Consider the following 23,501-nt stretch of genomic DNA (forward strand, 5'->3'; position numbering starts at 1 on the left):
ACATATCCCCCAACGGGTATCACATTCTTATCCCTCCATCGATTTCGAGCACGCGCCCAGTGATGTAGTCATTTTCGAAGATAAACTTCACGGTTTGGGCGATTTCACTGGTGTCGCCCATGCGCCCTACTGGAATCATGGATTCTAACCGCTCTATCGCCTCGGGTTTCATCTGCGCCGCCATAGGCGTTTTAATCACACCAGGGGCAATCGCCGCGACGCGAATGCCATAGCGCGCCAACTCTTTTGCCCAGGTAGTGGCCAGTGTGGCAACCGCGGCTTTTGATGCAGCATAATTGCTTTGGCCGATATTGCCAGCACGAGCGACGCTGGAGATATTGATGATGACCCCTTTCGAATCCGTTTCGATCATTTTGACCGCCGCCTCCCGACCACACAAAAAGGTGCCATTCAGATTCACCTGTATGACAGAGTTAAACTGCTCTAGAGAGAGTTTGCTCACCTGGCCATCTTTTACTTTTACCAACAAACCATCGCGCAATATACCGGCATTATTGACTAAGCCGTTGAGTCGACCAAAATCTGTGACAATGTCACTAAATGTCTGCTCAACGTCAGCCTCATTGGTAACATCAACCTGATAGGTTAAGGTTTTCGTTCCGAGCATTAAGCATTGCTGCTTGGTCTCATCTAACGCTTGTTGGTTGACATCCAATAGCGCCAATTCCGCCCCTGCATGCGCCAGAGTCACGGCCATCATTTGTCCCAATCCTTGCCCCGCGCCGGTGATGGCGATGACACTCTGTTTTAAATCCATTTCGCTCTCCTTTAGCCTTGTTGAGCACGATAAAATTCAAATAGGCTCGAAAAATCAACCTCTTGATTGCCATGCATCGAATGAAACGCATACAGGTTGCGCGCCAACGCCCCCATAGGCACTGGCGACTGGCTCTGCGCTGCAGCTTCAAGCCCTAAACCTAAATCTTTGAGCATCAACTTGGTCATAAATCCCGGTTGATATTGATTTGATGCTGGCGCATTGGGCATCACTCCTGGACATGGATTATAGAGTTCCAACGCCCAATTGCGTCCTGAACTTTGCAACATAATGTTGGACAGAACGTTAGGGTCGAGGCCATTCGCGATACCCAAATTGAGCGCTTCACATGTCCCGGACATCAAAATGCCTAACATGAGATTGTTGCAGATTTTACCCATTTGGCCACAGCCACTGTCGCCAGCATGAAAGATGTTTTTGCCCATGTGGCCCAAGACCTGCTCTGCGCGCTTAAACGCTCGCTCACTGCCGCCAACGATAAACGTCAGCGTCCCTGCCGCCGCACCCGCAACGCCTCCCGATACCGGTGCGTCAGCAAAATCGAGCCCACGCTGCGCCGCCTCATCAGCGACCAAACGTGCAGACTCAGGATCAATGGTGGACGAATCAATCAACAGGGTCGACTTACCCACAGAGTGAATCACGCCTTTCGAGTCACCCTCGCCCAAATAAACCCGCTTCACATGTTCACCAGCTGGCAGCATAGTGACCACGCTGTCAGCTCCCGCAACCACATCCTCAATAGAGTGACACACTTTGGCTCCGGCTTGGCCCAAAGGCTTGGTTAGTGAGTCCAATAAATCGAAGACTTGTACGTTTAGACCGGCGGCAAGTAAGTTACTTGCCATTGGGGCACCCATATTGCCCAATCCGATAAATGCGATGGTTTCCATGACTCGCTCTCCTTAATAGTGCCCTAACTCTGCCAAAGGGTGGGCCTCCGACGGCCACAATGAGCGGCATAGCTCGTCAATCACTTCAGTGTCTACCGCGGCCACATTGGGGTAGAGCCATTTCGGCTCACCATCTTTATCGACCAAACGCGCTCGAACCCCCTCTTGAAACTCACCCAACAACGCACTGCGCACTGAAATGTTTAACTCCAAACGAAAGCAATCAGCCAGTGATAAATCGCTGTATTGGGTCATCTGACGAAAGCACAAGTGCGCGGTAATTGGGCTTCCCATTTTTGAATTGGCTTTCGCCGTTTCGAGCCATTTGTCTTCACCTTGGATGGCTTGAAAATTATCTAGCACCTGAATGATATTGTCTGCACTACACGCTAATCGAACCTGGCCTAAATAAGGGGTAATTTGCGCCGCTGGCGCACTACTCACTTGTAAAGCCAAGCCCTCTAGTAGCTCGGTCACCACTTCATAGACATCATCATCACACTGCCAATCCGCTATTTGTAACTGCTCGATCAGTTGTTGCTTATGGTGTGGCATCACCAAGTGGTCGGCGAGATGTATCGCCAGCGCATCACTTGCATTGACCATAGTTCCGGTTAGACCTAAGAACATTCCGACCCCACTTTCGAGTCGATTAAGAAACCAGGTACCGCCCACATCCGGATAGAGACCAATGCTCACTTCTGGCATCGCAAGGCGTGAGTCGGGGGTCACCACTTTATGGCTGGCGCCCATATAGAGACCCATGCCGCCTCCCATCACTATGCCCTGTCCCCAACCAATAATTGGCTTACAGTAGGTGTGGATCAGGTAGTCACATTGATACTCAATGGTAAAGAACTGTGTGCAATACTCTTGGGTTTGCTGCGCAGATTGGTCGCGCATCCATTGGTGCATGGTACGAACATCGCCCCCAGCGCAAAACGCTTTGTCACCCGCCCCTTCCAGCACGACACAAACAATGTTGTCGTCGTCATGCCACAACGTCAATTGCTGTTTTAGTTTCGTGAGCATATCGAGCGTCAACGCGTTCAGTGACGACGGATTATCGAGTGTCGCCACGGCGATTTTGTTTACTCCATCACTACAAGGGAGCTCAGTAAAGTGAACATGGTCACTCATAATACACCTCCTTCACCTTAGCGGTTTTTCCACTGCGGTGGGCGTTTTTCAAGAAAGGCGTTAACGCCCTCTTGTTGATCTTCGGTATCAAAAAGTTGGATAAACAGTTCGCGCTCTTTGACCAATCCATGCGCAATGGGCGCTGAGCGGTTATTTTGAATCAGAGTCTTACAAGCGCTGACCGATGAAGGCGACTGATGAGCGACTTTTTCCGCAAGAGCAATGGCGCTCGCTTGAGCCTCGCCGCTTGCCACCACCTCTTCGACCAAGCCAATTCGCAGTGCTTGTTCGGCGGTGAGCTGTTCGCCACACAAAATGATGCGTTTGGCCCAGCCCTCCCCGACCAATGCGGTTAAATTTTGCGTGCCACCGGCACAAGGCAGCAGACCAACTTTCGCTTCAGGTAGGGCCAACTTAGCTTGCTGCTCAGCAATACGAATATCGCAGGCTAATGCCACTTCCAAACCGCCGCCCATTGCAAAGCCGTTGATCGCAGCTATAGAGACACCACGAAACGCTGATAGGGCTTCAAACGCCTCACCAAACACTCGCGCCATGTCAGCGGCGAGCGCTTTATCTCCAGAGGCAAACAGATTCAAATCCGCTCCGGCCGAAAAAAACTTGTCGCCCTGCCCAGTCAACACCAACGCATACACCTCTCGATTAGCGTTGAGTTGACTAATGAGCTGTTTGAGCTCAATCAGACTTTCTCGGGTCCATGTGTTGGCTGGCGGGTTACACATGGTCAGTCGCGCCACATGATTCTCGATGGTGCACGCTATTGGTTGGTCGCTGGATTGTGTCATTGTTTGCCCCTTTATAACTGTTTTCCGCCTTCTTCAAGCAGGCGTCTCGCAATAATCAAGCGCATGATTTCATTGGTCCCTTCAAGGATTTGATGAACGCGAACATCTCTGAAATAGCGCTCCATCGGGTACTCTTTGATGTAACCGTATCCGCCGAACAGTTGCAGCGACTGATCGCAGACACGAAACCCAACATCGGTAGCAAAGCGTTTCGCCATCGCGCAATACGTTGTGGCATCGCGATCTTGATTATCGAGTTTGCTCGCCGCCATTCGCACCAATCCGCGCGCGGCGACCAGCTCTGTCGCTAAATCGGCAAGCTTGAACTGAATGGCTTGAAACGTACTGAGCGATTGACCAAATTGGCTGCGCTGCTGAACATAGGCGAGCGCTTCATTTAGCGCTTGTTGCGCAGTCCCGACCGAGCAAGTCGCAATATTAATGCGTCCGCCATCAAGCCCTTTCATCGCAAAGACAAACCCTTGCCCCTCTTCGCCGAGTAAGTTGTCGTGGCTCACCTGCACGTTGTCAAAGCTAATGCTACGAGTGGGCTGCGAGTTCCAGCCCATTTTCGGCTCTTTGCGCCCATAACGAATACCTGGAGTGTCTGCAGGTATCACAAATGCCGACACCCCTTTAGCACCTTCACCACCAGTGCGTGCCATCACCACCAGCACATCGGTTTCACCAGCGCCAGAAATAAACACCTTGTTGCCATTTACCAAGTAGCCCATGTCATTTTTAGTCGCGGTGGTGGTTAAGGCCGCGGCGTCGGACCCAGCATTTGGCTCAGTTAAACAGTATGAGCCGAGCCATTCGCCACTGATTAACTTAGGGCAAAAGTGCGCGGCGGCGCTTTCGGTTGCAAAACTTGCCACCATCCAAGTCACCATGTTGTGAATGGTCATAAACGCTGTGGTCGACGTGCACCCCATGGCCAGCTGTTCAAAAATGATCGAAGCATCGAGGCGACTTAAACCCAATCCTCCGCGACTCTCGGGGGTATATAAGCTGAGAAAGCCGAGCTCGCCCGCTTCACGAAGCACCTGCTTGGGAAACTGTTGTTGTTCATCCCACTGCGCGGCGTTTGGCGCTAGGCTATCTCGGGCAAACTGCGCGGCGGTGTCGGCAAAGGCTTTTTGATCCGCATTGAGTTCAAAGTCCATATCGCCCCCTATCGCAGTTGAATTGACATGTTCGGGCCGGTTGGAATGTCATCATCAAACCAACGTGCGGTGACGGTTTTCGTTTCAGTGTAGAAGCGTACCGCTTGCTTGCCATAAGCATGCAAATCACCATAGAAACTGCCGCGCCACCCGGTAAACGAAAAGAAAGGCAGCGGCACGGGAATGGGCACATTAATACCCACTTGACCGACTTGGATTTGGTGCTGGAATTTTCTCGCGGCGCCGCCACTTGAGGTGAAGAGTGAGGTTCCGTTGCCGTATGGATTATTGTTGATTAACTCAATCGCCTGATCCAAGGTGTCCACCTCAAGACAGACCAGCACTGGTCCAAATATCTCTTGTTGATAGATAGACATCTGCGGCGTCACCCCACTAAACAGGGTCGGGCCTACCCAATTGCCATCTGGATGATCTGCTACCTCGCAGTGACTACCATCGAGTTCACATTTGGCTCCTTGAGCTTTACCTTGCTCAATCAAGGCGAGCACTCGCGCTTTGGCTTCTTTACTAATGAGCGGCCCATAACCTGCGGATTGATCGTCCCAAGCACCGGGCTTCACTTTGGCGAGCTCTTGCGCTAGATCCCCAAGCCAGGTATTCGACTCGCCGACAAACACAGCCACTGAAATCGCCATGCAGCGCTGCCCTGCCGCTCCAACCGATGCGCCGACTAAGTTATTAATCACCTGAGCTTTATTCGCATCGGGCATTACCACCATATGGTTTTTTGCCCCAGCGAACGCTTGGACTCGCTTATTGTATGCCGTGCCTGTGTGATAAATATGCTTGGCCACGGGCACCGAGCCAACAAATGAAACCGCTTTTATAATAGGATGTGCCAGTAAGTAATCCACTTGCGCTTTGCTGCCATGCACCACTTGCAACACGCCTTTTGGTGCCCCCGCTTGTTCAAACAACTCAGCCAACCTCATCGCGGTTAAAGGAACTTGCTCAGACGGCTTGAGAACAAAGGTATTGCCCGCCGCGATAGCCAAAGGAAACATCCATAACGGGATCATGGCAGGAAAGTTAAACGGAGTAATACCACAGCACACACCAAGCGGTTGGATGAGAGAGTAACTGTCGATATCAGTGGCGACATTCTCAACGGTTTCCCCCATCATGTTACTGGCGATATTCGCCGCCTGCTCCACCACCTCAATCCCACGCCAAACATCCCCTTTTGCATCGACGGTCGTCTTCCCTGTCTCCTTCGAGACCAACCAAGCAAGCTCATCGTGATGTTCTTTTAACAGCTGCTGATAACGCAGCATCAAACGTGCCCGCTCTGAAACGGCGACCTCTTTCCAACTGGCAAAAGCATCATGTGCACTGTCGATTGCCCGCTCCATTTCCTCGGCAGTAGCACAGGGAAGCTGAGCAATGATTTGGTTGTTGGCTGGATTAGTCACTTCTATCCATTCACTGCTGTCAGACTGACAAAAATCTCCACCGATAAATAATGAGACTGGTTGTGTCATGCTCGTATCCTTTGTTTTGATTGTTCACAACGGAATTTCAACCGCGACAGCGCAGGCCTCGCCCCCGCCAATACAGATTGCCGCAATGCCTTTCATCGTTTTGCGTTTGGTTGCATCACCATCCACCCCGTAGGCTTGCAACTGACGTAAGCTGTAGATCAAAGTGGTCAATATACGCGCGCCACTGGCACCAATGGGGTGGCCCAATGCGCATGCGCCTCCTTTGATGTTGACTTTGCTCGGGTCTAACCCCAACTCTTTGGTTGCGATTTGCGCCACAACGGCAAAAGCTTCGTTTATTTCCCACAAGTCTACGTCTCCCACTTCCCAATCAAGTTGCGACAGCAAAGCTTCAATCGCGTAGACAGGTGCGACAGTAAATTCTGCCGGTAATCGCGCGTGAGTCGCATGACCTTTGATAACCGCAAGCGGCTCTATTTGCTGCTGCTCGGCACTGGATTGGTCAATCACGATAAGCGCGGAAGCGCCGTCTGAAATCGCACTTGAGTTGGCCGCGGTGATGGAACCCTTGTCGGCAAACGCAGGACGAAGTTTGCCAATTTTAGTGGGATCAATAGTTGGCGGAAGCTCATCAAAGCGGAGCCAAGTCGATTGTTTCGCGTCGGTTTCCACCGGCACTAGCTCAGCCTCAAACATCCCTTGAGACTGCGCCGCTAACGCTCGCTGTAGTGATAGCTCCGCCCAAGCATCCATTTCTTGACGGCTAAAGTTTAGTTTGTCCGCTATCTGCTGGCCGTAAACACCCATCAATTCACCTTCATAAGAATCTTGCAGGCCATCGAGAAACATATGATCAAACGTCGTTTTATGGCCCATTCGCATGCCACTGCGAGACTCTGTGAGTAAATACGGTGCATTGGTCATGCTTTCCATCCCACCCGCCACAGCGCAACGAATTGCACCAGCAGAGATAAGATCATACGCCAGCATCACGCTTTTCATTCCAGAGCCGCACACCTTGTTGATGGTGGTGCATGGCACCGAATGCGGCAGTTCGGCATTGAGGGCAACTTGCCTCGCTGGGGCTTGACCACACCCAGCGGGCAGCACGCAGCCCATCAAAACTTCGTCAATTAAAGCCCGCGTTCCAAGTTGCTCTAAGGCCGCGCGAACCGCGATAGTGCCCAACTCTGGCGCAGAAAAGTGAGCGAGTTGACCTTGAAATCGCCCGATCGGGGTACGCTTCGCCGCGACTATCCATATCTCATTTTGCTTCATGATGACACTCAGATAATTTCTTGACGTTTACGTAAGCATAGCACTAACATTTACGTAAACGTAAACAAAGCAACAAAACATTTTTTGACTCTAAAGACACCATAATGTCTGAGTCATTTCGCCCAAGTAAGCAGTGATGAGGAATAGACGCTCAGTGGAAAAATATAAGATTAGTGACTTGGCTAAAGAGTTTGATATTACCACCCGGAGCATCCGCTTTTACGAGGATGAAGGGTTAATTCAACCTGAGCGAAAAGGCAGTATGCGTATTTACAACCGCCGCGATAAAACCCGCTTAAAGCTGATTTTACGTGGCAAGCGATTGGGCTTTTCATTGGCCGAAATACGCGAACTTTTTGAGTTGTATGATACTCACCAGGGTGATACTCAGCTAAAAGAGATGCTGAAAATCATTGATGAAAAAGAAGCGTTGCTGATGCGTCAGCTCGAAGATATCCGCAGCATGTTAGAAGACTTAAATGTCGCCCGCGAACGTTGTGAGCAGGCACTTGAGGTTAAAGAAGTCAGCTAAACAAAGCGATCACCTCTTCAAGTTGCCTGCATCCGCGGCGATGTGGAGGCGTTATGTTTGCTCCTTATTCCCCTTTAAATTTCGGCCTCGATGACTCGCTGACCATGCTGCGCGATCACGTTTATGCGTTTGCGCAGCAGCAAGTCGCCCCCCTCGCTCAGCAAGTTGATGAGAGCAACACCTTCCCCAACCAATTATGGCCACTATTCGGCGAAATGGGCTTACTCGGCGTGACCGTAAGCGAGCAGTATGGCGGCTCAGGTATGGGCTACTTGGCACACGTTATCGCACTCGAGGAGATCAGCCGAGCGTCAGCCTCGATTGGCCTTAGCTATGGCGCTCACTCTAACTTGTGCGTCAATCAAATTTATCGAAATGGCACCCCAGAACAACAGCAAAAATTCCTCCCTAAACTTATCGATGGAAGCCAAGTGGGCGCGTTGGCAATGAGCGAACCTAATGCCGGTTCCGACGTGGTCAGTATGCAGCTTAAAGCAACGTTAAATGGCGATCATTACTTGTTAACGGGCAACAAAATGTGGATTACCAACGGCCCAGACGCCGATGTGGTTGTGGTGTACGCCAAAACTGAGCCAGACCAAGGCGCGCATGGCATTAGCGCTTTTATTGTCGAGCGTAGCGTCAGTCATTTTAGCCACGCTCAAAAGCTCGATAAGTTGGGCATGCGAGGCTCAAATACCTGTGAATTGGTATTTAACAACTGCCCAGTGCCCGTTGAAAATGTGCTTGGCGACATCAACCAAGGCGTCAAAGTATTAATGAGCGGGCTTGATTACGAGCGCGTGGTGCTGGCTGCCGGCCCCCTCGGCATTATGCAAGCTTGTCTCGATTTGGTAGTGCCCTACACTCGCGAACGTAAACAATTTGGCCGCTCTATTGGTGAGTTTCAATTGGTTCAGGCAAAACTGGCTGATATGTACACCAAAACCAATGCCGCGCGCGCCTATCTCTATGCGGTGGCGGCGGCTTGCGATCGCGGCCAATCAAGCCGTAAAGATGCGGCTGGGGTCATCTTGTTCTGCGCGGAGTCTGCCACTCAAATTGCCCTCGATACGATTCAATTACTCGGTGGCAACGGATACATCAATGAGTTTCCAGCAGGTCGACTACTACGTGACGCCAAGCTGTATGAAATTGGCGCAGGCACCTCAGAAATTCGTCGCATGTTAATTGGACGAGAGCTATTTAACGAGTGTTGAAAGGGAGCTATTCATGCCTGTAATCACAAGCAAAATCAAACCTGACTCAGAGCTGTATCGCAACAATTACCAAGCGATGTCGTCGCTGGTTGAGCGTTTGCATCAAGATATTGCGACCATCAAACAAGGGGGTGGCGACAAGGCGCAGCAACACCAACGCAGCAAAGGTAAGATGCCCGTTCGAGAGCGTATCGCGCTGCTGCTCGACCAAAACACTGAACTGCTCGAAATCAGCCAATTTGCTGCGTGGGAGGTCTACCCTGAGTCAGTACCCTGTGCCGGTGTCGTGGCCGGCATTGGCTTAATTCATGGCATAGCTTGCATGGTCATCGCCAACGACCCGAGCGTAAAAGGGGGTACCTATTACCCGTTGACGGTAAAAAAGCACCTTCGCGCGCAAGAAATAGCTCAGCGCTGCCACCTGCCTTGTGTTTATTTAGTCGACTCTGGTGGGGCCAATTTACCCCATCAGGCGGAGGTCTTTGCTGATAAAGAGCACTTCGGGCGCATATTTTACAATCAGGCGCGGATGTCAGCTCAAGGCATCGCGCAAATTGCCGTTGTGCTTGGGCTATGCACCGCAGGTGGCGCTTATATCCCCGCGATGTCGGATGTCGCGATCATGGTCAAGCAGCAAGCCAGCATATTTCTGGCCGGCCCGCCTCTTGTTAAAGCCGCCACCGGGGAAGTGGTCAGTGAAGAAGAACTCGGCGGCGCAGACGTTCATTGTCGCAAGTCTGGCGTGGCCGACTACTATGCAGAGAGCGAAGCACATGCGCTTGAGCTGGCCCGTCAAGCCTTAGTCAGCACAGGATTATGCGCACCTGCGACACCTTCAACTGCCCCGAAATCGCCCCGTTACCCTGCTGAGCAGTTGTACGGCATCGTTAATGCTAACCTCAAGTTATCGTTTGATGTTCGCGAAGTGATTGCCCGCCTGGTTGACGACTCAGATTTCGACGAGTTCAAAGCCCTGTTCGGCACCACATTAGTCTGCGGTTTCTCGCGTATTGAGGGCAAGTTGATCGGTATATTGGCCAACAATGGCATCTTGTTTTCTGAATCCGCGCAAAAAGGGGCGCACTTTATTGAGCTCTGCACCAAGCGGCAAATACCACTGCTGTTTTTGCAGAACATCACCGGCTTTATGGTCGGTAAAAGAGTCGAAGAAGGCGGCATTGCCAAAAATGGCGCCAAGTTGGTGATGGCGGTCGCGTGTGCCGAAGTGCCCAAGTTTACCGTAGTGATTGGCGGCTCTTATGGTGCTGGAAATTACGCCATGTGCGGTCGAGCTTACGACCCGACCATGATGTGGATGTGGCCAAATGCGCGTATCTCGGTGATGGGCGGCGAACAAGCAGCGGGGGTGCTCACTCAGGTAAAAAGCCAAGTCATGGCGCGTCAAAACAGTGATTGGCCTGAGGATCAGCAGCAAGAGTTTAAACAAAGTATTCTCGATTTGTACGAGCAGCAGGGCCATCCCTACTACGCCAGTGCGCGGCTTTGGGACGATGGAATCATTGACCCAAAACAGACTCGCGATGTCCTGGCCAAAGCGCTTAACGCCACCTCGAGCGCGCCGCTTGAATCCACTCAATTCGGTATATTTAGGATGTAATCATGCGCACTCCTCCATTTCGATATATTCGTTACACACAGCAGGCTAATGGCGTTGCCCATCTTATGCTCAATCGCCCCAAACAGGCCAATGCGTTTAACGCAGAGATGATCGCTGAGCTTGTCGATGCGATGGACGACTTGGCGCAACAATCAAATGTGCGCGCCCTCATGCTGAGTGGCGAAGGCAAGCATTTTTGTGCGGGTGCCGATGTCCATTGGATGCAAGCAATGGTGGATAAAGATCAAACTGAAAACCATACCGACGCGTTGCAGTTGGCGACATTGATGAATAGGCTCGACACCTTGCCGTTCCCGACGTTAGCTCTGGTTCACGGCAGCGCGTTTGGCGGTGCGCTGGGCTTAATTTGCTGCTGTGATGTCGTGTTCGCCAGCAACGACACCCGCTTTTGTCTCAGTGAAGTCAAGCTTGGTTTGGTGGCGGCCACGATAGCCCCTTATGTCATCCGTGCTATTGGCGTGAGACAAGCGCGGCGCTATATGTTATCAGCCGAGCTGATCGAAGCTCAAACTGCACTATCCCTTGGGCTTATCCATCACAGCTCTGATTTAGAATCAGCAACAGACGCAGCAACGCGTTGGCTCGCAAATGTGGCAACGCATGGTCCACAGGCGCTGCGCGAGACCAAAGCCTTGTGTCACGCCTGTTATCAACACCCGATTGATCAAGCATTGATTCAGCACACCAGCGATTTGATTGCTCGAATTCGAGTGTCGAACCAAGGGCAAGAGGGACTGCGCGCCTTTTTGCAAAAACGCCGCCCAATATGGCCATCTGACTAAGGGAATCACTTATGCACGCCTCATTGGCCAATTCTTCACTGCCGTCACAAGTCTCGATTGTTGAAGTCGGCCCTCGTGATGGTTTACAAAATGAAGCCGCTGTATCTACCCAAAGCAAAATTGAGTTCATTGATCGTTTGTCTCTCTCTGGGTTGAACCACATTGAATGTGGCGCTTTTGTTTCTGCCGAGCGGGTCCCACAAATGGCCGACTCGACTCAAGTGTTTGCTGCAATACAGCGCCGTAGTGATGTTTGTTACTCTGCCCTTACCCCAAACCTGCGTGGCCTTGAAGCGGCGATTGATGCCGGAGCCAATCGGGTGGCGGTGTTTACCTCGGTTTCAGAAGGTTTTAATCAGCGCAACATCCACTGCTCAGTCGCCGAGAGCCTTAAACGCTTTGAGGCCTTGCTCGCGTTAGCCTCCAAGCACCACATCCCGGTGCGTGGTTATCTTTCCTGTGTGGTTGATTGCCCTTATGATGGCGCCACCCACCCGCAAAAAGTGGCGTCACTGGCCCACACCATGGCGCAAATGGGCTGCGATCAGATTTCGCTTGGTGATACGGTAGGAACAGGGACTCCGGTTCGAATTGCCCGCATGCTCGACGCAACACTCAACCATTTGCCCGCCCATAAGCTTGCTGCTCATTTTCATGACACTTATGGCCAAGCGCTGGCCAACCTATACCAGGCATTGCAGATGGGCATTCATGTGATTGACTCCAGCACTGGCGGACTAGGTGGCTGCCCTTATGCCAAGGGCGCCGCTGGCAATGTTGCCACCGAAGATGTGCTCTATCTTTGCCAAGGTTTAGGTATCGAAACTGGCGTCGATATCCACAAGGTCGTCGACGCCGCTTGGTACATCTGTGGTCGATTGCACAAATCACCCACTTCAAAAGTTTCAAACGCATTAAAAAACAGTGCAAGTGATTAAATATGTGTCGAAACTCCAATTTTTCGACCCCCAAAGTAAAAACACCGTGAGTTCATTGTTTAATCAGTGTTTACTTGCAACGCTGTAGGTTTGAATCAAGGTCACAACTCAGACCAGAACAATATTAACAATACTCAGTTGCAAGGCTTACCACACACCATGAACATATTAGTTTGCGATGACTCCATTATCGCTCGCAAATCCATCATCGGCAGAATTGAGCCGTCAGAGAATCTCGTGATTCATCAAGCAGAAGACGGCCAACAAGCACTCGACATCATGACGACCTGTGATATTGATGTGTTGTTTCTCGACTTGACCATGCCAGTGATGGATGGGTTTGAGGTGCTCGCCGCGATGCCTGTCAATCACTACCCTACTGAAGTCATTGTGGTGTCGGGGGATATCCAAGCTGAAGCAAAAACACGCTGCTCGGATATGGGCGCCGCCGATTTTATCGAAAAACCTTTTGCCACCTCTGATCTCATCAACCTATTTCATAAATACCACATCCCTCTGAGAAGTAACGACATTTCCACGTCGCAACAGCGCGCGAAGCAAGTCGATTTGGTCGCCGCGATACGAGAAATGAGTAACATCGCACTTGGCTCCAGTGCAGCGCTTATTTCACAGCAAGTTGGTCGATTTATCGAAATGCCGCTACCCAACGTTGCTTCTTTGCACCAATCCGAATTAAAAATGACGCTGCAAGATATCGTCAACAATTCTGAGTCGCGTGCCGTGGCTCAGCGCTTTGTCGGTCATGGGATTAACGGTGAGGCGCTTGTCTGCTTACATGGTAGCGATTTTGGTCAGCTAACCAGCCAAGATGGCGAGCAATATCAAAGTTCAACCAACGAGGTTATTCTCGACCTGGCAAACTTGCTGGTTTCGTCATTCTTGGGCTCATTTAGTAAGCAGCTCGATATCAATATTTCATTGCGCCAGCCATTCGTACTAGAAAAAGAAGCCATGACCTCGGCACTCAATTCGAACAGTTTCCTTGCCGATTACGAACAAGATATTTTCACCATTGAGTTTGTTTATAAAGCAGAAAACTTAGATGTGGCCTGCGATATCGTCTTTCTTATGGACAATGATTCACTTGGCGCGATTAAAGCAATATTGGAGAGCGTATTATGAACTCAACCGATATCGGTGACCTCCACTGGGTAATGCAGATTTTGGGCGATCTCGATGCGGGCTTAATCGTGTTGGATCGCGACTACAACGTCTGTGTGTGGAATGCATTTATGCAATCCTACAGCGGTATTCCCGCCGAGCAGATCCTCGGTAAGAACTTGTTTGCAATGGTCAACGACTTACCCGAAGCTTGGCTCAGACGCAAAGTGGATACGGCGTTTAATCTCAATAGCCGCGGTTTTTCTTGCTGGGAAGACCGCCCTTACCTATTCAAATTTAAAAACTTCAGCCCAATCTCAAACAGTTTGAGTGAAATGCGGCAAAACATCAATTTCTCACCGCTGACCTCAGTCAATGGCGAGGTTTCTCACGTCAGCATTATTATTAATGATGTCAGTGACATCGCCAAAAACAAAATCCATCTGCTCGACTCCAATCAGAAACTGTCTGATTTAAGTCGCACCGATGGCCTTACCAAGCTGTTTAACCGCAGTCATTGGGAGAGTTGTTTGAAGCAAGAATATGAACAATGCCGTTTGCAAGGACATACTTCCTCGTTGGTCATTTTTGACATCGACCACTTTAAACGCGTCAATGATACCTTTGGTCATACAGTCGGCGACGAAGTCATCCGCCATACCGCCGCCGCGCTGAAGAAAGCCTCTCGCACCTCCGACATTTGTGGTCGTTATGGCGGTGAAGAGTTCACTGTGATTTTACCTGGCACCTGCGCGGCGCAAGCGCTTTACTTTACCGAGCGGCTGCGTAAAAGGATTGAGCAATCAGTAGTAGCGTGTGAGCCGCACCAAGTGAAGTACACCATCAGTCTCGGCGTGTGTGAAATCTCTGATCATCAAACCTGTCACCTGACGTGGCTAGAGCATGCCGATAAGTCTCTCTACTTCTCCAAGCAATCCGGTCGAAATCGTTCCACGGTGTTTGACCCGGCTTTTATTCGCTAGCAAAACGCCATCAGGCAGCCGATGTGGCTGCCTGATGGCGTGAATAACACTTAACGCACCAGTCTTCCCGGCGTTATCGCTGCTATCGCTTTAAACTCGCGCGTCATATGCGCTTGGTCGCTAAAGCCAAAGCGTTGGGCTACCTCAACCAATTCCACATTATGATGAGTGCGCAGGTAGTCGAGTGCTTCTCTTACCCTTAGAATGCGTTGATATTGTTTTGGCGTCATCTCTATCCACTGCTTAAACTGACGCTCGATTTGTCGTTGACTCAGTGCAACCTGCGTCTCTAACTCTCCGGGAGCGATTTCTTGTCGAATACAGTCAAGCGCTAGCTGCAGTGATTTGGGAATCACATTGGAAAAGTCAAAATTCTCGCCAATCCATTGGCTTAATATCGTCACACGTTGATTGTTGTTATCCGCACTTTTCAGTTCGCTATACAGGTCATAAAAACGGTAGAGGGTATCGCTTTCAACCGATAGTACGGTGGGTTCGTCATACAAGCGACCGAGCACGCCGTAACCAATTGCAGGGTGAAAACGAATGCCGGCGATCTGAGTACCCGCAGAGAGCGATATCAACTGAGACGACTTTTCTACAGGGAGGAGAATGACGCCTTGGGGAAGGTGATTGCCAGCAATGGTGACTTCGCCATCTAGATGGAAGACAATGCCACTTCCCGCGTCAGAATAGAGCGACTTGCAAATAGGCTCTTGCTGCAAGGAATCTACACAGGCCGACCATATTCCTTGCACATAAGCGCTCAGTTGTCCCTTTGGCTGGGACAACTGAAAGTCAAACGTTGAATTGATGAGATTATTGGGGCTTATAGCTGCCTACCTCAGGTTTGAATGTTTTAGCAACACGGTTCCAACTATTGATCGCGTTTATGGCAATGGTCAAGTCAACCAATGTTTTCTCCCCGAGCGCTTCAACGACGTGCTGATAGGTATCATCATCGACGGGTTTCCCATACGTTAAGCGCTCCGCCCAAGAAAGTGCGACTCTTTCAATATCGGTATAGAGTGGCATGTCACGCCAGGCGCTTAGCCCGATGAGTCGCTCCAAGTTCTCGCCTTTAGCTAGGGCGTCCTTGCTGTGCATATCAATGCAAAACGCGCATTGATTGATCTGCGAAACTCTCAGCTTGACCAGCTCCCACAAGGCAACATTCATCACTTCTGAATCAGCAAATTGGCCATGCAAGTAGCTCTCTTGTTCCATTAAAATTTGAATCGCGTTTGGGGCTAGCCCAAAGTAGTTAGCTCGTTGGGTCATAGATTATCTCCTTTTGAAGTTGTCGAGGTTTAAGATAATCGAACCTCAAGATGAGGTATTGAAGGTTTTCGACATTATGATTTCCTTCGGTAAATCACAAAGTCAGCTAGAGCTGGGCACTTAACTTCAGCTTGGTTGTTGACCTTGTTATAAGCCAATCAAACGCCGGAATGCTGCATCGATCAAATCAACAATTAACTTATTGGAAAGTTTCATCTTTTTATACTTTACTCTTAGGAACAACGTTCAAATGAGACTGGGTAGATGAAACAAAAACCACAACCAATAAACAAAGCCTCTGTCGCTAAAAATATCAATACCGAGAACAAACGGCGCCCCCCAGTAAAAAGAAGTAAGCCTGTTAAACTGTTTTCTAAACTCCATGTTCAGATCCCGATTCCGAGCGCCTTGATGATGATTCTCCCCTCACTAAGCGACAAACCAGCGGAGCCTGAGAGTCAAGAGCCAGAGAACACGGCTGATACTGCCCACACTATAGAGGCCGAGCAAACGCGCCCTCAGAACGAACAGGCTGTTCAAGACTCCAACTCGCAAACGCTGCAAAAAGACGCACCTACAGAGCAAACGCCAGACATAGAGCCGGGGTTATCACAAACTGTGTCGCACGTAACGTCAAGTCATCATTTATCATCACGCGCTCACCCTATTATTCAGTTCACGCACAACCCGGAACCGACCTCTGCTCAGTTCCCACATCTTAATCAGCCGATATCGGCGACTCCAAATGGTGCTCATCCACCTAAGTTTGAGCAACCAACGTACATTGCAGAAACAATCAAGGGAAAATACGGTGAACTGCATGTTGATGCCAATGGTCATTACCAGTTTGTCTTAGCTCCAAATTCCCAAAACTATATCCAGCTAAAGAGTCACCAGCCCGGCACCGACACGTTCACTTTGCATCTTTCAAATGGAGCTGAAATCGTGGTGCAAATTCCTGTTGAGGGTAAACAAGACACGCCAACGATTAGCGGCGACCTTTCTGGCACTGTGATAGAAGATCACAACGTCAACGGCCTTGGTCTACTCACGACTCAAGGCAAGATTGATGTCCTCGACCCAGACTCGGGGGAAAGTGGCGTACAAGCACAAACTATCCAAGGCAAATATGGCGTATTTGCCATTGATGAACACGGCCAGTGGAGCTACAGCGTAGACAACTCCCAAGCGACGATTCAAGCATTAACCTCAACCAGCTCACTGCAAGAGCAGTTCACGATTCATACCACTGACGGGACGGCGCAAAGCGTTCAAATGACCATTGGTGGTGATAATGATAACGCCGTCGTATCCGGTGTGGATAGCGGACAAGTTGTTGAAGATACCAAGTTATCAGTGAGTGGCACCTTAATAGTGTCCGACCCGGATGCAGGCCAAGACCATTTTCAACCCCAGCACATTCAAGGACAATATGGAGAGTTGGTGCTTAATAGAGATGGCGCTTGGCATTATCAGTTGGACAACCAAAAGGTTCAGCAGTTGGCCAGCGGCGAGCACCAACAGGAGCATTTCACGGTGCAGACAGCAGACGGCACCAGTCACGACATTGTCATCACCATTCATGGCGACAACGATGCGCCTTATGTTTCGAGTGAAGTGCAACTCAACTCGGGCAAAGAGGACATCGCTCAAACCATAACCGCTGCGGATTTATTAGCAAATGCAGTCGATGTTGATCATAACGACCAAGGTCAACTGAGCATCGCCAACCTGATTGCAGACCATGGCTCAATTAGAGATAACCATGACGGCACGTTCACCTTCACTCCAGATAAAGACTACAACGGTCAGGTTCACTTTACCTATGATGTGACAGATGCTCACGGAGGATTAGCTCACACAGGCGCAAGCATGACATTAGCCCCCACAAGTGATGCTGCGGTGTTTAGTGGGCAAGACACCGGGGACGTGACCGAAGACTATAAACCATACGCAGCGGTCAACGGTAATTATGCATTCACAATTCAAGCTCAAGGCAAGTTAACAGCGGCTGATCCGGACATAAACGAATCAGGTTTTGAGTTTAAAACGTTAGTGTCTTCGTCATTACACCCTGAGTGGGCGCCGTATACCTCATCACTAGGTGGCAAACTTGAAATTACTCCTGATGGTAGTTGGTCTTACTATATCGATAATCGCAAACCTGAAGTTCAGCAGTTAGGACAAGGTGAAACCTTAACGGACACCGTTACCGTTCACTCCAAAGATGGCACCACTCACGATATCGTCATTACCATCCACGGCACTAATGATGCCCCGACGGTATCAAGTGAGGTGCAGTTAAACTCAGGCAAGGAAGACACTGTTCAAACCATTACTGCGTCTGATTTGTTGGCGCATGCAACTGATATCGATCACAACGACCAAGGCCAATTGACTGTCGCCAACCTTATTGCTGACCATGGTTCTATAAAAGATAACCAAGACGGCACCTTTACCTTCACACCCGATAAAGACTACAACGGTCAGGTTCACTTTACCTACGATGTGAAAGATGCTCATTCAGGTGTGACGCATACTGGTGCAACCATGATCTTGGCACCGCAAGACGATGCTGCGGTTATTGGAGGAAAAGATACAGGAGATGTCACCGAAGACCATAATTTGGCTTCGAGCGTTTCAGGATTAGCCGGTCAACTGGATGCGTATGGCACACTGACGGTAACCGATCCAGATACGGGCCAGTCGCAGTTTGATGCCAAGCTTTTAGCTAACGCTTATCATACCCAGCTTGGTGGACGTCTGTATATCAATGACAGAGGCAATTGGGGTTACTCCATTGACAACAGTAAACCCATCATCCAGCAACTAGGGCAAAATGAAACCCTCACTGACACCATTACCGTTCACTCCAAAGATGGCACCACCCACGACATTGTCATCACCATTCATGGCGACAACGATGCGCCTTATGTTTCGAGTGAAGTGCAACTCAACTCGGGCAAAGAGGACATCGCTCAAACCATAACCGCTGCGGATTTATTAGCAAATGTAGTCGATGTTGATCATAACGACCAAGGTCAACTGAGCATCGCCAACCTGATTGCAGACCATGGCTCAATTAGAGATAACCAAGACGGCACGTATACCTTCACACCCGATAAAGACTACAACGGTCAGGTTCACTTTACCTACGATGTGAAAGATGCTCATTCAGGTGTGACGCATACTGGTGCAAACATGATCTTGGCACCGCAAGACGATGCTGCGGTTATTGGAGGAAAAGATACAGGAGATGTCACCGAAGACCATAATTTGGCTTCGAGCGTTTCAGGATTAGCCGGTCAACTGGATGCGTATGGCACACTGACGGTAACCGATCCAGATACGGGCCAATCGCAGTTTGATGCCAAGCTTTTAGCTAACGCTTATCATACCCAGCTTGGTGGACGTCTGTATATCAATGACAGAGGCAATTGGGGTTACTCCATTGACAACAGTAAACCCATCATCCAGCAACTAGGGCAAAATGAAACCCTCACTGACACCATTACCGTTCACTCCAAAGATGGCACCACCCACGATATCGTCATTACCATCCACGGCACTAATGATGCCCCGACGGTATCAAGTGAGGTGCAGTTAAACTCAGGCAAGGAAGACACTGTTCAAACCATTACTGCGTCTGATTTGTTGGCGCATGCAACTGATATCGATCACAACGACCAAGGCCAATTGACTGTCGCCAACCTTATTGCTGACCATGGTTCTATAAAAGATAACCAAGACGGCACCTTTACCTTCACTCCTGATAAAGATTACAACGGCCAAGTTCACTTTACCTACGATGTGAAGGATGCTCACGGAGGATTAGCTCACACAGGCGCAAGCATGACATTAGCCCCCACAAGTGATGCTGCGGTGTTTAGTGGGCAAGACACCGGGGACGTGACCGAGGACTATAAACCATACGCAGCGGTCAACGGTAATTATGCATTCACAATTCAAGCTCAAGGCAAGTTAACAGCGACTGATCCGGACATAAACGAATCAGGTTTTGAGTTTAAAACGTTAGTGTCTTCGTCATTACACCCTGAGTGGGCGCCGTATACCTCATCACTAGGTGGCAAACTTGAAATTACTCCTGATGGTAGTTGGTCTTACTATATCGATAATCGCAAACCTGAAGTTCAGCAGTTAGGACAAGGTGAAACCTTAACGGACACCGTTACCGTTCACTCCAAAGATGGCACCACTCACGATATCGTCATTACCATCCACGGCACTAATGATGCCCCGACGGTATCAAGTGAGGTGCAGTTAAACTCAGGCAAGGAAGACACTGTTCAAACCATTACTGCGTCTGATTTGTTGGCGCATGCAACTGATATCGATCACAACGACCAAGGCCAATTGACTGTCGCCAACCTTATTGCTGACCATGGTTCTATAAAAGATAACCAAGACGGCACCTTTACCTTCACACCCGATAAAGACTACAACGGTCAGGTTCAGTTTACCTACGATGTGAAAGATGCCCACGCAGGAGTAACGCACACGGGTGCAACACTTGATCTTGCTGCTGTCGATGATAAAACGGTGATTTCTGGCGTTAGTCAGGGTGCCGCGACTGAGGATGTCGGCACGCCTATGGCGACCCATGTAACCTTAATTGACGCGGTTGATTGGCAAGCACTACAAATCACTGATGTAGATAGCGCAAACACACAAGTGACCGTTGAGTTTGCAGGCCAGCGATACACATGGGACTTGGGGCGTAACCTAGATATTATGACTCCCTATGGAAAGTTTCAGTTTCACACCATAACCAGCGGACCGCATGCAGGAGAACATGCTTGGAGCTATATTGGTGATAACAATAATATTCACGTCCAGGAGTTAAAGCACGGCGAGTCACTGACAGAATCGATCAAGCTGATTGCAACTGATGGTACTGAGTTTCCAATTAGCGTCACCGTAAATGGTACAGAAGATGGCGTCGTGATCGACTCAAAATCCGAGCTGGGGCATGTTATTGAAGATACCCAAACAGCGGTTTCTGGGAGCGTAACGGCTCATGATACTGACCTTCACGATTCAGTAAGTTGGGCTCAGACACCCACTGGCGGTGTTCCAGGCCATTATGGCACTTTCCATCTCAGTTCCGACGGTCAATGGCACTATGACCTTAATCAGAGCAAAGCCGAACAATTGGGAGAAGGGGACGAATATTGGGAACACTTCACTATTGAAGCCATCTCGACTGATGGTAGCCGTGTATCTAAAAGTGTTTCTGTAGTGGTGCATGGCAGCAATGATGCACCGACAGTGAGTGGAGAAGTTACATTGCCTTCGGGTAAAGAAGATACTTCAATACCTATTACTCAAGCCCAACTGATCGCCAATGCGACTGATGCCGATTTGAACGATCGAGGTTGGCTGCACGCTCAAAACCTAACGGCAGACCACGGAAGTATCATCTCCAATTCGGATGGTAGTTTCACCTTTAAGCCCGACCCTAATTACCATGGCGCGGTTCACTTTAGCTACGATATAGCCGATCGACACGGCGGCGTTACTCACACTGGCGCAAACATGACGTTGACACCGGAAAACGACCCAAGTGTGTTGGTGGGAACTAACCAAGCGACGCTCACAGAAGATCACACCGATGGTTCAAGCAATACCTTGTGGTCAGGATGGCTGCAACTTGATACTCAAGACCCGGATGGACCATCCGATGGCAAAATTGTTGGTATAGAAGTCAATGGGGTTGTCCATCAAGTGCCTGCAAACTTTGCCCTTACCCTACACACTCACCTCGGCTACTTTAGTACCACCCACAGCACTGACGGCCACAACAAATGGTCTTACAGTGCAGACAATGCCAACCCAGAGATTCAAGGGCTTAAGGCCGGGGAGCAGCTTCACGAAAGCATGACTCTCATAACTGCGGATGGAACACGGATTCCCATTACCGCCACCATTAACGGAGCTGAAGACCATGTCGTGATAGACACTCCGGTCGCCACTTTGGCGTCACTCGGCACCGCCATTGAAGACACTACCACGCGTATCGTTGGGCAATTGCAAGCTCATGATGTCGACATTCACGACAGCGTAAGCTATGTCCAAACTAGCCTGGTTGGAAAATATGGAACGTTCCATCTCGATAGCAACGGCGCTTGGCATTACGATCTTGACCACAGCAGAGCCGATCATCTTGCTGCGGGGGACATGAAAGCAGAAGGTTTTGATATAACGGCGACCTCTAGCGATGGATCGCAACTAACACAACACATTGAGCTGTATGTCCAAGGAACAAATGATGCCCCACAAGTTACGGAAGTCAATCAGGGCACAGCGCCACTTGGCAGCTACAGCATAGACGAAGATGGCCCCGCTTCTGTACAAGGTCAAATCCTCATCACCGATGTTGACCATAGCGATCAACATTCAGTGGTGGTCGATGCACATAATCAACCTCAATTCGGCCATGTCAGTTACGATAGCCAGACCAATACATGGACTTATGTGCTCGATAATACCAACCCGACCGTCAATGCCCTCAACTCAGGAGACGATTTAACCGATAAGTTTTCACTGATTGTCGATGATGGGCATGGTGGCAGCGTAACAAAAGAGATTGAGATGACGATCCACGGTCATTCAGATACGCCTCCAACGCCGACACTGGTTGCCCCAGCACGAATCACTGGCAGCGCCGGTCATCAGGATCTTCATGCATCGTTGGGGATTCCTCCCCTCATTCACCAAGCTGTGCCACACATGCAAACTGGCTGGGGGATTTTGACAGGCGGAGGACACGTTGTATCCAGCTTACAAGGGCAATTTGGTACCTTACACGTTAACGCTCAAACCGGTGAACTGACCTATGACTATCAAAGCTCATCCGGGGTTATTAAAACCCACACTGGCGGTAGCTATGGTTCTGGCACCGATGAAACCGACTCGTTTATATTAACCTTAGCTGGGACCCAAAACTCTCAAGTTTCGGTTCATCTACACCTACATTCTCAATCAGTCCATGGGGCGAGTGGTCATCATATCGATCAAACGACGCTCACGGGGATTGATGTGTCACCACTTAATACCCCGCCACCGCCCCCACCGGTGGCAAGTGACGAAGTTAGCCCAATCACTCCTGAGAATGACAACGTGGAGGTGGTTGGCGTGGATGTGTATTTACATGCTCTAGGTATCACATCGCTCACAGATCACGATGCCCATGACAGCCAGCAATATTCACCTCAAGATCTCGACATCGTACTATCTGACCCTGCGCACGATCCGAATTCGTTAAACCCTGACGATAGTGGGCATCAGGTCGATATGTCAGAGCAACTGGACCAATCCCTTGATGACATCAATCCCGATGATCATCATAACCACAACGACCCTGCGAACTTTATCGATCCGAGTTGAGGTAAAAATAATAAAGGGCAACCTGGGTTGCCCTTTATTGTGACGGTCTTTT

Annotated in this window: 17 protein-coding genes; 8 read left to right on the forward strand and 9 right to left on the reverse strand. The window is 49.9% G+C overall.

The features are described 5' to 3' along the window. Nucleotides 1-19: 19 nt before the first annotated feature. The 7 genes from MTO69_RS14600 to MTO69_RS14630 are packed head-to-tail and all read right to left on the reverse strand — an operon-like array spanning nucleotide 20 to nucleotide 7,545. Nucleotides 20-778: an SDR family oxidoreductase gene (locus tag MTO69_RS14600; protein ID WP_248335130.1), complete on the reverse strand. Its 759-nt coding sequence runs from the start codon at nucleotides 776-778 to the stop codon at nucleotides 20-22. 11 nt (nucleotides 779-789) lie between these two features. Continuing rightward, a complete protein-coding gene (gene mmsB, locus MTO69_RS14605) occupies nucleotides 790-1,692 on the reverse strand; it encodes a 3-hydroxyisobutyrate dehydrogenase (protein ID WP_248335131.1) in 903 nt (300 codons plus the stop codon). Between the two features lie 12 nt (nucleotides 1,693-1,704). Beyond that, nucleotides 1,705-2,832 carry an enoyl-CoA hydratase/isomerase family protein gene (locus tag MTO69_RS14610; protein WP_248335132.1) on the reverse strand — a complete coding sequence of 376 codons (1,128 nt, stop codon included), beginning with the start codon at nucleotides 2,830-2,832 and terminating at the stop codon, nucleotides 1,705-1,707. A gap of 17 nt (nucleotides 2,833-2,849) precedes the next feature. Next, nucleotides 2,850-3,638 (reverse strand): enoyl-CoA hydratase, encoded by a 789-nt coding sequence (locus tag MTO69_RS14615; RefSeq protein ID WP_248335133.1) that lies wholly within the window; start codon nucleotides 3,636-3,638, stop codon nucleotides 2,850-2,852. A gap of 11 nt (nucleotides 3,639-3,649) precedes the next feature. Further along, nucleotides 3,650-4,804: an acyl-CoA dehydrogenase family protein gene (locus tag MTO69_RS14620; protein ID WP_248335134.1), complete on the reverse strand. Its 1,155-nt coding sequence runs from the start codon at nucleotides 4,802-4,804 to the stop codon at nucleotides 3,650-3,652. A gap of 8 nt (nucleotides 4,805-4,812) precedes the next feature. Continuing rightward, nucleotides 4,813-6,306: a CoA-acylating methylmalonate-semialdehyde dehydrogenase gene (locus MTO69_RS14625; RefSeq protein WP_248335135.1), complete on the reverse strand. Its 1,494-nt coding sequence runs from the start codon at nucleotides 6,304-6,306 to the stop codon at nucleotides 4,813-4,815. Nucleotides 6,307-6,330: 24 nt separating this feature from the next. Continuing rightward, complete coding sequence (locus tag MTO69_RS14630) at nucleotides 6,331-7,545, reverse strand: thiolase family protein (protein WP_248335136.1); 1,215 nt, start codon at nucleotides 7,543-7,545, stop codon at nucleotides 6,331-6,333. A gap of 154 nt (nucleotides 7,546-7,699) precedes the next feature. Here MTO69_RS14630 and MTO69_RS14635 point away from each other — a divergent pair, with 154 nt between their 5' ends. The 7 genes from MTO69_RS14635 to MTO69_RS14665 all read left to right on the forward strand — a co-directional run bounded on the left by MTO69_RS14635 (nucleotide 7,700) and on the right by MTO69_RS14665 (nucleotide 14,761). Beyond that, the gene (locus MTO69_RS14635; protein ID WP_282567529.1) at nucleotides 7,700-8,077 is read left to right on the forward strand and encodes a MerR family transcriptional regulator; all 378 of its coding nucleotides are present in this window, start codon (nucleotides 7,700-7,702) and stop codon (nucleotides 8,075-8,077) included. Nucleotides 8,078-8,130: 53 nt separating this feature from the next. Continuing rightward, nucleotides 8,131-9,297: an isovaleryl-CoA dehydrogenase gene (locus MTO69_RS14640; protein ID WP_248335138.1), complete on the forward strand. Its 1,167-nt coding sequence runs from the start codon at nucleotides 8,131-8,133 to the stop codon at nucleotides 9,295-9,297. 13 nt (nucleotides 9,298-9,310) lie between these two features. Then, nucleotides 9,311-10,915 carry a carboxyl transferase domain-containing protein gene (locus tag MTO69_RS14645; RefSeq protein WP_248335139.1) on the forward strand — a complete coding sequence of 535 codons (1,605 nt, stop codon included), beginning with the start codon at nucleotides 9,311-9,313 and terminating at the stop codon, nucleotides 10,913-10,915. Between the two features lie 2 nt (nucleotides 10,916-10,917). Then, nucleotides 10,918-11,718 carry an enoyl-CoA hydratase-related protein gene (locus MTO69_RS14650; RefSeq protein WP_248335140.1) on the forward strand — a complete coding sequence of 267 codons (801 nt, stop codon included), beginning with the start codon at nucleotides 10,918-10,920 and terminating at the stop codon, nucleotides 11,716-11,718. A gap of 11 nt (nucleotides 11,719-11,729) precedes the next feature. Beyond that, the gene (locus MTO69_RS14655) at nucleotides 11,730-12,656 is read left to right on the forward strand and encodes a hydroxymethylglutaryl-CoA lyase (RefSeq protein ID WP_248335141.1); all 927 of its coding nucleotides are present in this window, start codon (nucleotides 11,730-11,732) and stop codon (nucleotides 12,654-12,656) included. A gap of 159 nt (nucleotides 12,657-12,815) precedes the next feature. Then, nucleotides 12,816-13,799 (forward strand): response regulator, encoded by a 984-nt coding sequence (locus MTO69_RS14660; RefSeq protein ID WP_248335142.1) that lies wholly within the window; start codon nucleotides 12,816-12,818, stop codon nucleotides 13,797-13,799. Further along, a complete protein-coding gene (locus MTO69_RS14665) occupies nucleotides 13,796-14,761 on the forward strand; it encodes a sensor domain-containing diguanylate cyclase (protein WP_248335143.1) in 966 nt (321 codons plus the stop codon). Before MTO69_RS14660 ends, MTO69_RS14665 begins: the two co-directional genes overlap by 4 nt. A 50-nt stretch (nucleotides 14,762-14,811) precedes the next feature. On the opposite strand, the gene MTO69_RS14670 is transcribed toward MTO69_RS14665, so the two are convergent. Further along, nucleotides 14,812-15,519: a helix-turn-helix domain-containing protein gene (locus MTO69_RS14670; protein ID WP_248335144.1), complete on the reverse strand. Its 708-nt coding sequence runs from the start codon at nucleotides 15,517-15,519 to the stop codon at nucleotides 14,812-14,814. Between the two features lie 61 nt (nucleotides 15,520-15,580). Then, entirely contained in the window at nucleotides 15,581-16,042 is a 462-nt protein-coding gene (locus MTO69_RS14675; RefSeq protein WP_248335145.1) for a carboxymuconolactone decarboxylase family protein, read from the reverse strand. Nucleotides 16,043-16,453: 411 nt separating this feature from the next. Here MTO69_RS14675 and MTO69_RS14680 point away from each other — a divergent pair, with 411 nt between their 5' ends. Further along, nucleotides 16,454-23,449: a VCBS domain-containing protein gene (locus MTO69_RS14680; RefSeq protein WP_248335146.1), complete on the forward strand. Its 6,996-nt coding sequence runs from the start codon at nucleotides 16,454-16,456 to the stop codon at nucleotides 23,447-23,449. Nucleotides 23,450-23,501: the final 52 nt, after the last annotated feature.

This window comes from Vibrio sinaloensis, assembly GCF_023195835.1.
Lineage (GTDB): Bacteria > Pseudomonadota > Gammaproteobacteria > Enterobacterales > Vibrionaceae > Vibrio > Vibrio sinaloensis_C.